General features: G+C 70.5%; 11 protein-coding genes and 1 tRNA gene. 6 read left to right on the top strand and 6 right to left on the bottom strand.

Annotated elements, in window-relative coordinates:
- Positions 1 to 92: 92 nt before the first annotated feature.
- The 3 genes from ACFWFI_RS17285 to ACFWFI_RS17275 form a co-directional block, all read right to left on the bottom strand.
- Entirely contained in the window at positions 93 to 1,736 is a 1,644-nt protein-coding gene (locus ACFWFI_RS17285; protein ID WP_387390552.1) for a long-chain fatty acid--CoA ligase, read from the bottom strand.
- 188 nt (positions 1,737 to 1,924) lie between these two features.
- Positions 1,925 to 2,479 (bottom strand): SigE family RNA polymerase sigma factor, encoded by a 555-nt coding sequence (locus ACFWFI_RS17280; RefSeq protein ID WP_387390550.1) that lies wholly within the window; start codon positions 2,477 to 2,479, stop codon positions 1,925 to 1,927.
- A gap of 245 nt (positions 2,480 to 2,724) precedes the next feature.
- Entirely contained in the window at positions 2,725 to 3,036 is a 312-nt protein-coding gene (locus ACFWFI_RS17275) for a hypothetical protein (RefSeq protein WP_387390547.1), read from the bottom strand.
- 254 nt (positions 3,037 to 3,290) lie between these two features.
- On the opposite strand from ACFWFI_RS17275, the gene ACFWFI_RS17270 reads away from it, so the two are divergent.
- Positions 3,291 to 4,172 carry a bifunctional DNA primase/polymerase gene (locus ACFWFI_RS17270; protein ID WP_387390544.1) on the top strand — a complete coding sequence of 294 codons (882 nt, stop codon included), beginning with the start codon at positions 3,291 to 3,293 and terminating at the stop codon, positions 4,170 to 4,172.
- A 158-nt stretch (positions 4,173 to 4,330) separates the two neighbouring features.
- Here ACFWFI_RS17270 and ACFWFI_RS17265 read toward each other — a convergent pair.
- A tRNA-Ser gene (locus ACFWFI_RS17265) sits at positions 4,331 to 4,415 on the bottom strand.
- 62 nt (positions 4,416 to 4,477) lie between these two features.
- The gene (locus ACFWFI_RS17260; protein WP_387390542.1) at positions 4,478 to 5,968 is read right to left on the bottom strand and encodes a S1C family serine protease; all 1,491 of its coding nucleotides are present in this window, start codon (positions 5,966 to 5,968) and stop codon (positions 4,478 to 4,480) included.
- 197 nt (positions 5,969 to 6,165) lie between these two features.
- On the opposite strand from ACFWFI_RS17260, the gene ACFWFI_RS17255 reads away from it, so the two are divergent.
- The 3 genes from ACFWFI_RS17255 to ACFWFI_RS17245 all read left to right on the top strand — a co-directional run bounded on the left by ACFWFI_RS17255 (position 6,166) and on the right by ACFWFI_RS17245 (position 8,835).
- Positions 6,166 to 6,993 (top strand): glycerophosphodiester phosphodiesterase, encoded by an 828-nt coding sequence (locus ACFWFI_RS17255; protein ID WP_387390540.1) that lies wholly within the window; start codon positions 6,166 to 6,168, stop codon positions 6,991 to 6,993.
- A gap of 140 nt (positions 6,994 to 7,133) precedes the next feature.
- Positions 7,134 to 7,742 carry an ATP-binding protein gene (locus ACFWFI_RS17250; RefSeq protein WP_387390537.1) on the top strand — a complete coding sequence of 203 codons (609 nt, stop codon included), beginning with the start codon at positions 7,134 to 7,136 and terminating at the stop codon, positions 7,740 to 7,742.
- 127 nt (positions 7,743 to 7,869) lie between these two features.
- Complete coding sequence (locus ACFWFI_RS17245; RefSeq protein WP_387390535.1) at positions 7,870 to 8,835, top strand: DUF5926 family protein; 966 nt, start codon at positions 7,870 to 7,872, stop codon at positions 8,833 to 8,835.
- Positions 8,836 to 9,478: 643 nt separating this feature from the next.
- On the opposite strand, the gene ACFWFI_RS17240 is transcribed toward ACFWFI_RS17245, so the two are convergent.
- Positions 9,479 to 10,162: a bifunctional DNA primase/polymerase gene (locus tag ACFWFI_RS17240; protein WP_387390532.1), complete on the bottom strand. Its 684-nt coding sequence runs from the start codon at positions 10,160 to 10,162 to the stop codon at positions 9,479 to 9,481.
- A gap of 702 nt (positions 10,163 to 10,864) precedes the next feature.
- Here ACFWFI_RS17240 and ACFWFI_RS17235 point away from each other — a divergent pair.
- Both ACFWFI_RS17235 and ACFWFI_RS17230 read left to right on the top strand, forming a co-directional pair.
- Complete coding sequence (locus ACFWFI_RS17235) at positions 10,865 to 12,193, top strand: PP2C family protein-serine/threonine phosphatase (protein WP_387390530.1); 1,329 nt, start codon at positions 10,865 to 10,867, stop codon at positions 12,191 to 12,193.
- Between the two features lie 98 nt (positions 12,194 to 12,291).
- Positions 12,292 to 13,755, top strand: coding sequence for an aminopeptidase P family protein (locus ACFWFI_RS17230; protein ID WP_387390527.1), 1,464 nt, complete (start codon positions 12,292 to 12,294; stop codon positions 13,753 to 13,755).
- Positions 13,756 to 13,814: the final 59 nt, after the last annotated feature.

The following is a 13,814-nucleotide window of genomic DNA, read 5'->3' as shown; positions in this document are numbered from 1 at the left end:
CGGCCAACGGGCGCATACGAGGAGGGCGGTACGGGAAGATCCGTACCGCCCTCCTCGTGTGCCGTGACCCTGCCTCGGCCGGGCCGCCCGGCTCAGAGCTGCGTGATGTCCAGCTCTCCGTCGGCGTACTGCCTGCGGATCACCTTCTTGTCGAACTTCCCGACGCTCGTCTTCGGCACCGCCGGGACGATCGTCCAGCGCTCGGGCAGCTGCCACTTGGCGACGGACTGGGCGAGGAAGGTCCTGAGCGCCGCATAGTCGGCGGTGGCGCCCTCCTTGAGGACGACGGTCGCGAGGGGCCGCTCGCCCCACTTCTCGTCCGGTACGGCGACGACCGCGGCCTCGGCCACATCCGGGTGCGCCATGATCGCGTTCTCCAGGTCGACACTGGAGATCCACTCGCCTCCGGACTTGATGACGTCCTTGGCCCGGTCGGTCAGCGTGAGGTAGCCCTCGTCGCTGATCACGCCGACGTCCCCGGTCTTCAGCCAGCCGTCCTCGCTGAACTTGTCGTCGGGGCGCAGGTCCCCGCCGTCCGCACCGTAGTACGCACCGGCGATCCAGGGACCGCGGACCTCCAGCTCACCCGCGGACTCGCCGTCCCACGGCAGGTGTTCGCCCCCGGGGCCGGTCAGCCGCGCTTCGACACCGGCCGGGAACCGGCCCTGGGTGATGCGGTACGGCCACTCCTGCTCCTCGGTCAGCCCGGCGGGCGGGTTGGACATGGTGCCGAGCGGCGACGTCTCCGTCATGCCCCAGGCGTGGCAGAGGCGCACGCCGAGCTTGTCGTACGCCTCCATCAGTGAGGGCGGACAGGCGGCGCCGCCGATGGTGACGCTGGCCATGGAGGAGAGGTCTCGCGGCTTGGCGGTGACCTCGGCCAGCAGCCCCTGCCAGATGGTGGGAACGGCCGCTGCGTGCGACGGCCGCTCCCGCTCGATCATCTCGGCGAGCGGAGCCGGCTGCAGGAAGCGGTCGGGCATGAGCATGTTGATGCCGGTCATGAACGTCGCATGCGGCAGGCCCCAGGCGTTCACGTGGAACTGAGGCACGACGACCAGGGTCGTGTCCTTGTCGGTCAGCCCCATCGACTCGGCCATGTTGACCTGCATGGAGTGCAGGTAGATGGAGCGATGGGAGTAGACGACGCCCTTGGGCTCCCCCGTGGTGCCGGAGGTGTAGCACATGGCGGCTGCCTGGCGTTCGTCCAGCTCGGGCCAGGCGTAGGAGGTGGGACGGCCGGCGATCAGCTCCTCGTACTCGTGCACCCGGGGCGCGGCACCTTCGAGCGCGGAGCGGTCGCCCGGGCCGGACACCACCACGTGTTCGACGGAGGGCAGGTGGGGGAGCAGCGGTGCGAGCAGCGGCAGCAGCGAACCGTTGACGAGGACGACCTTGTCGTCGGCGTGGTTGACGATCCAGACCAGCTGCTCGGCGGGAAGCCGCAGGTTGAGCGTGTGCAGTACGGCGCCCATCGAGGGGATCGCCAGATACGCCTCGACATGCTCGGCGTTGTTCCACATGAGGGTCGCGACACGCTGGTCGCCGTCGACACCCAGCTCGTCGCGCAGGGCGTGCGCCAGCTGTGCGGCGCGCCTGCCGATGTCGGCGAAACTGCGCCGGTGCGGCTCCGGCTCGCCGGTCCAGGTCGTCACCTGCGACTTCCCGTGGATGGTCATCCCATGGGTCAGGATGCGGGTCACAGTCAGCGGTACGTCCTGCATGGTGCTCAGCACGGCGTCCTCCCGGTGGGCGCTACGCGGCGGTAAGAGTGCGCTGATTCTGCTCACATACCACGCGGTATGTCACTACTTCCGGGAGTACGAATCGATGTCGCCCGACAGAACCGGGCCGCGGGACGGGTCGCCCGAGGGGTACGGATCACCCGCGCTGGGGGCCGGGGCGGCCACGCGGGGAGCGCCGGTCAGCGGACCGGGCTGAGCTCCGGGTCCTCGCGGAGCTTCCCGAGCGCCCGCGACACGGCGCTCTTGACCGTGCCGATGGACACGCCCAGCACCTCGGCCGTCTGGGCCTCACTGAGGTCCTCGTAGTACCTCAGGACCACCATGGCGCGCTGGCGGTCCGGGAGCTTGAGCACGGCACGCCACATCGCGTCATGCAGGGACTGCTGCTCGGCCGGGTCCGGCGCGGGCGCGGCCTCCTTCTCGGGCAGCTCCTCGCAGGCGAACTCGTCGACCTTGCGCTTGCGCCACTGCGACGTGCGGGTGTTCACCAGGGCGCGGCGGACGTATCCGTCCAGCGCACGGTGGTCCTCGATCCGCTCCCAGGCGACGTACGTCTTGGTGAGGGCGGTCTGCAGCAGGTCCTCGGCGTCGCTCGGATTCGCCGTGAGGGAACGCGCGGTGCGCAGCAGTACGGGGCCCCGGGCCCGCACGTACGACGAGAACGACGGATAGCGGCGGTGTCCGGCGGAGGCAGCGGCCGCCCTGGAGGCGCCGGTGCAGACTGGCGTGGTCATAACTCCACGCTAGGAGCGGGCGGGGGCGAGGGGATCGGCCCCAGGTCCCGAAGCCACGTCCGCCTCAGGTTGTAGGGGCCGGGCGGGCTCCACCTCCTGAAGGTGGAGGGACGGTCCACCCACCTCAGGGTCCTCACCCCGGGGGCTCATCCCGGGGGCTCACCCCGGGGGCTCATCCCGTCGCACGGAAGCGGCCCGCGCGCCGGCGACCGTGGCCGCCTTCGCACGGGCCCACTCCGCTCAGCTCACCAGAGCGGCGTGAAGGTCACCGCGATGATGCGCGTGGACTGGTCGATCGCCGTGAAGGCCGATCCGTTCACCTGGGCCGAGTTGCTGTGGTTGGAGGCACCGAGACCGACGGCCTGCTGCTGCGATGTGGATGAATTGCCGGAGTTGTTCCCTCCGACACCGCCGGATCCGATGGTTGCCACCGCCGCGTTCGATCCGTCGTTCGCGAACGAACCGTTGTCGGCCACCGCGACCCCTCCGAACAAGGCCGCGGCGAGAGGCAGGGCGGCGACGACGGCGAGGGCGCGAGCGGTACGGATACTTGCCATGTCAATTTCCTCCAGGAACCGAAAATGCGGCTTGATACGTCAGGTTCCGAAGCAGTTGGCCGACCGCCTCGGTGCTGGTCACGACGTCGCGGGAGCAAAACTGCCCACCGCATCCCCGGCGAACCGCCCATGATGCGCGATTCCCCCGCACGTATGAGGAAGGCCCGATAAACCTCCCGTGCGAGGAGAAGCGTTCCGCCCCGAGCAGACGTGGCCCTCTTCCCTTCTTCGAACGCTTGTACGAAAATGGTTCCATGGCCACCACCGACCGGCAGACCGCCACCCTGGCCCTGGCCCACGCGCTCTCCGCCGCCGAGCGCGGGCTCCCCGTCTTCCCGCTGTCCGCCACCAAGCTCCCCGCACTGCGCTCACCGCACCGCGACGAAGATCCGCCCCTGCACTGCAGGGGCGCCTGCGGGCTGCCGGGCCACGGGGTCCACGACGCCACCACCGATCCGGCCGCAGTCCGCGCGCTCTTCGCCGCAGCGCCCAGAGCCACCGGGTACGGCATCGCCTGCGGGCGCGCACCGCACCGCCTCATCGGCATCGACCTCGACATCGACACCACCCATGGCAACGATTCCGTGGCCGCGCTCCAGCAACTGGCCCTCCAGCACCTGTTCACCATCCCGGACACCGTCACGGTGCTCACGCCCAGCGGCGGGCGGCACCTCTGGCTGACGGGCCCGTCAGGGGTCTCCGTGTCCAACTCCGCCGGGCGCCTCGCTCCCGGCATCGACGTACGCGGAGCGGGCGGATACCTCGTCGGCCCCGGCTCGGTCACGGCCCACGGGCGGTACCGGCTCGCCCCCGGCACGGCCCATCTGGCACCGGCCCCCTGCCCCCGCGGCCTCCTGCGCCTGCTCACGCCCCGGCAACGCCCCCACCACCCCGTCGGACGGACGGCCCCCACCCGGCAAGGACAGGGCCTGGTCCAGTTCGTACGGGCCGCACACGAGGGCCAGCGCAACACCCGCCTGTTCTGGGCGGCCTGCCGCGCGTACGAAAACGGCTTCGGCGACGACCTCGCCGACGCCCTCACCGACGCCGCGGTCGGCACCGGCCTCACCGAACAGGAGGCCCGCGCGGCGATCGCCTCGGCCGCACGCCTGACCACGCCGCGACGGAACCCCTGACCACACGCTGCTCGTTGAGGGTTTCTCCGCGGACGACCGAGTGACCACGGCGGCCCTGGCCGGGCCGGATCCGGTGCCACGGGGCGGGTCACATGCTGACGGACAGCGCAAAGAGAGCGGCCCCTGACCGAGATACCTGGTCAGGGGCCGTTCAACTGCGGTGGGTGTGGGATTTGAACCCACGGTGACTCGCGCCACGACGGTTTTCAAGACCGTTCCCTTAGGCCGCTCGGGCAACCCACCCCGCGTCGTCGCCGGCCCCCGGTGGCCGGGGAACGGCTCGATGCGTGGAACAGCCTAGCCGGTCAGCTGTCGCCCTTGCGCTCGCCCAGGGTGAGTTCGGCCGTTGCCGACTTGCCGTCGCGCTTGTAGGTGAGCGTGACCTTGTCGCCCGGCTTGTGGGTCCAGATCTCGCCGATCAGCGTCGGCCCGCTCTCGACCGCCGTGTCGTTGAACTTCGTGATCACGTCGCCGGCCTTCAGCCCGGCCTTGGCCGCGGGACCGTCCGGAGTGACGGCCGGGGTGCCGCCCGCGCCCTCTTCCGAGATGACGGCACCGCCGGTCTTCTCCTCCATCGTCACCGTCGCGCCGATCACCGGGTAGACGGGCTGGCCCGTCTTGATCAGCTGCTCGGCGACGTTCTTCGCCTGGTTGACCGGGATGGCGAAGCCCAGGCCGATGGAACCGGCCTGGGACTGGCCGACGCCGCCGCCGCTGGTGGACTGGATGGCGGAGTTGATGCCGATGACCGCACCGCCCGCGTCCAGGAGCGGCCCGCCCGAGTTGCCCGGGTTGATCGAGGCATCGGTCTGCAGGGCGCTCATGTACGAGTTCTTGTTGCTGGAACCGTCACCGGAGGCGACCGGGCGGTCCTTCGCGCTGATGATGCCGGTGGTGACCGTGTTGGAGAGACCGAACGGCGCGCCGATCGCGATGGTGGAATCGCCCACCGCGACCTTGTCGGAGTCTCCGAGGGCCAGCGGGGTCAGTCCGTCCGGGGCGTCCTTCAGCTTCAGCACGGCCACGTCGTAGCCCTGGGCCCGGCCGACCACCTCGGCGTCGTACTTCTTGCCGTTCGAGAACGTCGCGGTCAGCTGACCGCTGTCCGCCGCGGAGGCCACCACGTGGTTGTTCGTGAGGATGTGGCCCTCCTTGTCGTACACGAAGCCGGTGCCCGTGCCGCCCTCGCCGTCGCCGGACTGCGCGTCGATGGTGACCACGCTGGGCAGGGCGCTAGCGGCCACGCCGGCGACCGTGCCCGCGTCGCGCTTGAAGTCCTTCGGGCTGTTGGAGGCCGCGACCGTGGTCGACCCCGAGGAGCCGGAGTCGTTGCTGTCGGCGGCCCAGTAGCCGAGGGCTCCGCCGACGCCACCCGCGACCAGTGCGGCCACCGCCACAGCGGCGACCAGACCGCTCGCGCGGCGCTTGCGCGGGGGCTCGGGCTCCGAGGGCACCGGGGCACCCCAGGCCGGAGGGCTGCCGCCGTCGGCGTACGAGGGAATGGCGGGCGGGGGCGGCGGCCAGGCGGCCGAGCCGGCCGGAGGCTGCTGCGGCGACGGCGGCGCGTACGGGTACTCCTCGTGCGCGGCGGCGTACGGCTCGGCGCCCTCCTGGTGCGTCGCGGCCGGAACCTGGGCCGTCGGCGCGTCCGCGGGAGCGGCAGGCGGGGCCTCCGGCGCGGGCGGACCTCCCTGCGGGATGCCCTCGGGAGCGGCAGCCGGCACGGGAGGTGCGGACGGAACAGACGGTACGGACGGAACCGCGGTGCCCTCGTTGCCCTCGTTCTCGGTGCTCACAGCTCTTTACTCCTCGGTTCCACTCGGCATTCGGCAAGAGATCCGCTGTGCACGTGTCTGCAGTCAGCTTTTCCCACAGCACGTCAGGCCACTGTAAGCAGGACCTGTGCATCCGCACACCAATCTTTACATCAGGCAAAACGGTCCTACACAACAAGGTGTCAGCACCCGACGCGTCTCGGTGACACGATGACGCGGTGACCCACGCACGCCTACCCTCACAACAGCCTCCCATCCAGGTCATCGCCCACCGCGGTGCCTCGGACGACGCCCCCGAGCACACCCTGGCCGCGTACCGGAAGGCCATCGAGGACGGGGCGGACGCCCTGGAGTGCGATGTGCGCCTCACCGCGGACGGGCAGCTCGTCTGTGTTCACGACCGCAGGGTGAACCGCACGTCGAACGGCAGGGGTGCCGTCTCCGCACTGGAACTGGCCGATCTCGCCGCCCTCGACTTCGGCTCCTGGAAGGACCACGAGGAGTCTCCGGACTGGGACCCGGTGCCGGGTGAGCTCACATCCGTACTCACCTTGGAACGGCTCCTCGAACTGGCCCACGACGTCCGGGCGGCCGGCCGGCCGCTCCAGCTGGCCATCGAGACCAAACACCCCACGCGCTGGGCAGGGCAGGTCGAGGAACGGCTGCTCCATCTGCTCAAGCGGTTCGGCCTGGACGCGCCACCGGCGGACGGGCCGTCCCCTGTACGCGTCATGAGTTTCTCCGCGCGGTCCCTCTACCGCGTCCGGGCCGCCGCCCCCACCCTCCCCACCGTCTTCCTGATGCAGTTCGTCTCACCGCGGCTGCGCGACGGGCGGCTCCCCGCCGGGGCCCGGATCGCCGGCCCGGGGATGCGGATCGTACGCAATCACCCCGGGTACATCGAGCGGTTGCACCGGGCGGGGCACCGGGTGCACGTCTGGACCGTGAACGAGCCGGAGGACGTCGAGCTCTGCGTGCGCCTCGGAGTGGAAGCAATCATCACAAACCGACCGAAACAGGTTCTGTCGCAACTTGGCCGCTCTTAGCATCAGTTACAGGGGGTGCACCGGCGCATTCACTCCGCAATCGATCGTTACGAGTGCATCACTGACAGGGCTTTGGCCGGTTTCCGGCGCAGTCCAGGGGGGCATCCAATCCGTGGCGTGGGGCAAAGGAGGTCTCGGGGGTGGCGTTTGTGGTGGCACAGGAAGTGCCGACGTCGTCGAGCATGGCCGTACCCCATGGCCCTGCGGGCGTGGGGCAGGCGAGGCACCGTATGCGTGAGCAGTTGCGCAGCAACGGGGTCTCGGACACCGTGGTCGACGACGCTGTACTGATCCTTTCCGAACTCCTCAGCAATGCCTGCCGGCACGGCAGACCGCTGGGGCAGCACTCAGAGGTGGGTGACGGCGACATCCGCGCCGCATGGCGCGTGGACAGAAGGGGCGACCTGACCGTCGAGGTCACGGACGGCGGCGGACCGACCAGACCGGTCCCGTCCACACCATCGGTCACGGCGCGCGGCGGGCGCGGACTGAACATCATCAGCGCCCTCGCCCAGGAGTGGGGCGTAAGGGACGACGCGGTCGGCGAGGTCACCGTCTGGGCCCTGGTCTCCACGGACCAGCACGGCCACAGCGGCTTCCCGACCGCGGGCCCGGGTGCCGCGAGGTCCTCACGCCGCGAACGGTCCGGACTGGACGGACTGGACGGGTTGCGCGGAATGAGTGGATTCGGCTCGCTCGACGGGCTGGAACTCGCAGACGTTCTCGACGCCTTCGACGACGCAGGCTGAGAGCGGTACGGCGCGCGGCACGGCGGAGCGGGCCGCGAGGGTGCCACGGCAGGTGTGCCCCGGCAATGACAGGGACGGCTAGGCTCGCGCCCGAGACCGCACTGTCGCAATCGGGAGAACGTCCACCATGGCCAAGAAGCGCCCTCAGTCCAAGGCCGGGAAGCCGCAGCTCAAGGACGGTGAAATCCCGGTCGTAGGAGCTCGTGAGCCCTGCCCGTGCGGTTCGGGCCGCCGGTACAAGGCATGTCACGGACGGGCCGCCGCCCACGCCGTGACCGAGCTGGTCCAGCGCCCCTTCGAGGGAATCTCCGGAGAGTGCGACTGGATCGCCCTGCGCGAGCTGGTCCCGGCAGCCACCGTCGAGCTGACGCTGAAGGGCGGGCTCCCCGAGGGCGTGCCGTCCGTATCGCTCGCGACCGTACTGCCGATGGCCTGGCCGGCGCTGCGCCGCGACGACGGCTCCGTCCTGCTCGCCCTGCAGAACGACACCTCGTCAGGCGACCTCAGCCGCGATCTCGCGGACACCCTGCAGCGCGCCCTGGAGGCCGAGCCCGGTTCGCCGGTCGCCGCCCGCCGGGTGCCCGCCGACGGCCCGCGACTGCAGGACGTCCTCGACCCCGACGCCGCGTTCGAGCCGACCGTGCACTCCGGGTTCGAATTCTGGGTCCCCGACGCGGAGAACGCCACGGCCGAGGTGTCCGCCTCCCTGGAGCGCGCCAACGCGGCGGCCATCCCCACCACCCGGCTCTCCGGCGTGGACGCGGCCTACTGGTGCGAGACCCCGGAGAAGAACCACCTGCGCTGGGTCATGCCGCACCCCGAGGAGCAGCTCCTCGACGCCCTCGCCCGGCTGCACGCGGCGGGCACCTCCTCGCTCGGCGAGGGGACCCGTCTGGTGGGCTCGTTCCGCGCCCACGGGCTGATGGTCCCGGTCTGGGATCTGCCGAGCGCCATGGGGGCCCAGGAGTGCGAGAAGCCCGCGGCACAGTTCGCGGAGCGGCTCGTCGAAGCTCTCGCCTCGGACGCGCCGCTGACGGCCGAGGAGCGCCGGGCACGCGGCGGGCTCACCAACCGCCAAGTGACGCTCAGCTGACAGTGACGAGACCCGGGACGCGTCGGTGACGCCCGTCACAACTCCCCGTACCCGTCGGTAAATCGCTGTCCGAATAGGCCAGATCGAATTTGCTAACGGCAGATCTCTTGTTACGGTTCTGGAAGTCCGGTCGCTGGTGCATCCCCCGTCGCCAGCGGCCGGGCGTCTTAGTTTCCGGGCCCGGACGGCCGGGGCGCACGCCGGAGCACTCGGCGCATCGGCGGGCCTGCGGCAACCGCCCGGCCCCGCACCTGCCTCCCGCCCCCGCACATCCGTACCGCCACAGCTCCACGCCGGGCAGCCGCCGCGCACGGGGCCGTTGCGCGCTCCGCGCCGGTGGGCGCGCGCCGCATGGCTACGGGCCGTACCGGCGTTCGCTTTCGGACAGAAATGCCGGGGCCCCTGCCGGACACCACGAATGCGCCCACAGCACCAGGGAAACATTCACATCGGCATCACCGGGTGCACCGTTCCCGCAATCTGCGAAAAGCCGTCAGAAAGTCTGTGGGCACCGGCTTTCACGGGGACGGAATTACACCTGTCCGAGACGCGCCACCCGCCTGATCACGCGGGACCCGGGCGGCCCCACACCCCTGAAAGAGTGAGCCGCCCGCTGTTCCCGCGTCGGTGAACCATCGACCGCTCAGTACGCGAGCCGACTGCCGCCGTCCGGAGCGCCGTTGCTCGCCTCGACGAGCGCGTCCAGCACGGACTCCACATCCGGGAGCCACGGCACGGCATTCCCGGCTTCCGGCGCGCGCTCCCAGCGCACCTGTCCCGTGCCCACCTCGGACGGGGGCAGGATGAGATAGCCGCCCTCCCCGTGGAACCGCAGAGAGCTGGGCACCCAGTCCTTGGCGTGCAGCAGTTCGCCGAGGCGTTCCAGGGTGTACGGAGCGACCAGCAGCGACCACCTGGTGGGTGTCGCCACCACGGGGCCGAGCCGCAGCCCCATGCCGTCGAGCGCGGTCAGCGCCCGGGCGCCGGCGACTGCCGGCAGGCTCAGCGCGCAGGGTGCCTGACCGCCGGTGGCCAGGACGACGGGGGCGGTGGGCCGGTTGGTCCACCACCAGCGCACCATGCGCGCGTCGGTGGTCGCCGCGAGGAGACCGGGGTCGAAGGGATGTGCGCCGGGAACGGCACACTCGGGGTCGGGACAGGCGCAGCCGCGGCCGCGTTCGCCGCGTACGGCTCCCGTCGCCAGCCCGGCTCCGGGGAGCACGGGCCACTTCCGGACGGTGGCACAGGTCAGCGCCGCGTCGAGCTGGGCGGAACTTCCCTTGCGCCGGGGCCGGTGCCTGCGTCGCCTTCCGAGGATCTCGCGCATGAGCGCTCGTTCCTTTCCGTTGAACGCCGAGGTCCACATCACACCACGTGTTCGTTACACCACGTGTGCGTCTCTTCGCTGTGCGTGCTTGCTCATCGGGCCTGCGGCACGGACGGGTAGTCGGTACCGAGCGTGAGCCGAGCAGAGCAGAGCAGAGTGGAACCGAACAGAATGGATCTGAGCCGAGTCGAACCGAGTTGAACCGAGCCGAGTCCAGTCAAAACATCGCGCGGTCGGCGTGCGCATCGCGCGTGCCGTCCCTTGTGCAACCCCGCAACTCGGGGGATGGGTGGGCGGCCGTCATCTGTGTGGACGCCCGGGCTCGCTGTCGGGTTCCGGGGCGGTCACAACTGCCCCTGGCCATCCACGATTACGTACCCAGCATGCCCGGGATGACGCTCCCTCCGGCATTTCACCCCGAGGGTGCCCCCTGTCGAGCGCACCCAGTCGACCGCAAAAAGTGGCCCGGGGGTGCATTTTTCAGCCAAGTTAACTCTCTCACGGACACCGTAAATACCGTAAGGACAATGCTGGACATCACCTTACTTGTGCGTGTAGATGTGGGGACGTGTACATGTGGTTGCACCGATAGCGGCGCAGAACGACATGGGGGTTTGCGATGCTATTCGACAAAACACACCGGTCGGAAAGCCGACTGCCATGAGCGCCCCCCACCTTCCGAAAGTGGCTGGAATCGATCCCATGGTTCCCGTTTCAACGCACACTGCCGCGCCTACGGAAGGTGCGTCCTCCGCGCCGGGAGCCTTCATCCAGGACCGGCTGGCCGGGTGGGTCTCCGACCTCACCACACTGCACGAACTCACCGAACGACTGGCCGGAACCAGCACGCTGGACAGCGCCCTGCATGAACTCCTGGGCGCCGGGGCAGCCCTGGTGGGGGCCGGCCGGGGGCTCCTCATCCTCGAACCCTCCGACGGTCGCGGGCCGTCCCGCACGATCGGGCTCGGCCTCGCCCACGCCGAACTGGGACACATCGAGACGGTGCCGCGCAGCGCCACCGCATATGGCCGCTTCCTCGACGGTCTCCCGGATACCGACGGCCCCCTGGCCAGTCCCGACATCCTCGGCGACGCCCGCCTCGACCCCCGCTGCCGCGAGGTCGCGGCCCGGCTCGGATACGCCGCCAGCTACGCGCAGCCCCTCGCCACCGAAACCTCCGGCCGGCTCGGTGCGGCCGTCTGGCTGTACGACGAACCCGCCGAACCGCTGGAACGCCAGTGCCATCTCGTCGGGGTGTACGCCCGCTACGCCGCCGAACACCTGGCCCGCCTGCTCGAACTGGAACGCGCCAGGGCGGATGCCGCCGTGATCGCCGAGGAGCTCTTCCCCAGCAGGCTGCCTCGGATTCCCGGAGTGCGGCTGGCCGCCCGCCGCCTGGCCGCGTCCGAGGGCGGAGGCGACTGGTACGACGCGCTGCCCCTCCCGGACGATGCCCTCGGCCTGGCCGTCGGTTCGGTCGGCGGCTCCGGGCCGGCCGCCCTGGCCGCCATGGGCCGGCTCCGCGCCGGCCTACGGGCCTACGCCGTGTTGGAGGGAGAGGACCCAGTCGCCGTCCTCTCCGATCTGGAACTGCTGCTGCGGCTGACCGAACCGGCCGCCGCGGCGACCGCCCTTTACGCGTACTGCGAACCCGACCGGCGCACCATCCTGCTCGCCGGGGCCGGGCACACCCCACCACTGGTGACCGGCGACCGGCGCACCGAATTCGTGGAGACGACCCTCTCCGCGCCGCTGGGCATGCTCTCCTGCTGGGAAGCGCCGAGCGTGGAATTCACCCCTCTGCCCGGCGAGACGGTGCTGCTCTACACCGACGGACTGCTGCGCCGCACCGGGGACACCATGGACCGTGCGTTCGCGCGGCTGCACACGGCGGCGGCCGGGATTCCGAAAGCCCTGCGCCAGGATCCCGGAGCCGTCGTGGACCACATCCTGCGGGCCGTCCTGCCCGACGTCCCGGACCGGAACCGCGGCACCGAGGACGTCGCCCTGCTGGCCGTGCGCTTCGACTGAGGGCAGCTCCGCACCTGTAAGAGGCCTTCCGGCACTGGGCCCCCTTCCGTACGCCCGTACGATGGGGAAGGTCCAGTGTCGTACAAGGAGGACAAAACGTGTCTGAGGAGCTCGCCCCGGAGACCCCGGAAACAGCAGAAGCAGAGCCGATCAAGCAGCGGAAGAACGGCCTGTACCCGGGCATTTCCGATGAGCTCGCCGAGAACATGAAGTCCGGCTGGGCCGACACCGAGCTGCACGGTCTGGAGCCGATCGCCCAGGCATCGCACACCGCCGCCCGCCGCGCGGCGCTCTCCGCGCGCTTCCCCGGCGAGCGGCTCGTCATTCCCGCGGGCAACCTGAAGACCCGCTCCAATGACACCGAGTACGCCTTCCGAGCCTCCACCGAGTACGCGTACCTCACCGGTGACCTGACCCAGGACAGCGTCCTGGTGCTCGAGCCGGCCGGCGGCGGACACGAGGCGACGGTCTACCTGCTGCCCCGCTCCGACCGTGAGAACGGCGAGTTCTGGCTCGACGGCCAGGGCGAGCTCTGGGTCGGCCGCCGCAACTCCCTCACCGAGGCCGAGCAGCTGCTCGGTATCCCGGCGAAGGACGTCCGCGAGCTCCCGGCCGCGCTGGCCGAGGCCACCGGCCCGGTGCGCGCCGTCCGCGGACATGACGCGGGTATCGAAGCCGCCCTCAACGACAAGGTCACCGCGGAGCGTGACGAGGAACTGCGCGTCATCCTCTCGGAGGCACGCCTGGTCAAGGACGCCTTCGAGATCGCCGAGCTGCAGAAGGCCTGCGACGCCACGGCGCGCGGCTTCGAGGACGTCGTGAAGGTCCTCGACAGGGCCGAGGCCACGAGCGAGCGCTACATCGAGGGCACCTTCTTCCTGCGCGCCCGCGTAGACGGCAACGACATCGGTTACGGCTCGATCTGCGCGGCCGGGCCGCACGCCACCACGCTGCACTGGGTCCGCAACGACGGCGCGGTCCGCTCCGGCGAGCTCCTGCTGCTCGACGCGGGCGTGGAGACCAACGAGCTCTACACCGCCGACGTGACCCGGACCCTGCCCATCAACGGCACGTTCTCGCCGCTGCAGCGCAAGATCTACGACGCGGTGTACGAGGCCCAGGAGGCAGGCATCGCGGCTGTGAAGCCCGGCGCCGCCTTCCGCGACTTCCACGACGCCGCTCAGCGGGTCCTCACCGAGAAGCTGGTCGAGTGGGGCCTGCTGGGCGACCTGTCCGTGGAGAAGGTCCTGGAGCTGGGCCTGCAGCGCCGCTGGACGCTGCACGGTACCGGTCACATGCTCGGCATGGACGTCCATGACTGCGCCGTCGCGCGCACGGAGTCGTATGTCAACGGAATCCTGGAGCCCGGGGTCTGCCTGACGGTCGAACCCGGACTGTACTTCCAGGCCGACGACCTGACCGTGCCCGAGGAGTACCGGGGGATCGGCATCCGGATCGAGGACGACATCCTCGTGACCGAGGACGGCAACCGGAACCTGTCCGCCACGCTGCCGCGCCGGTCCGACGAGGTCGAGGCATGGATGGCCCGGCTGAAGGGCTGACACGGCCGACGCGGAGGTCCGCGTCCCGTGCGCGGAGGGCGCGCTGCTCAGGACACCAT

This window comes from Streptomyces sp. NPDC060209, from assembly GCF_042728155.1.
In the GTDB taxonomy this organism is placed as follows: domain Bacteria; phylum Actinomycetota; class Actinomycetes; order Streptomycetales; family Streptomycetaceae; genus Streptomyces.
The sequence above is the reverse complement of the archived record's forward strand: the minus strand, read 5'-3'. Positions and strand labels throughout refer to the sequence as shown.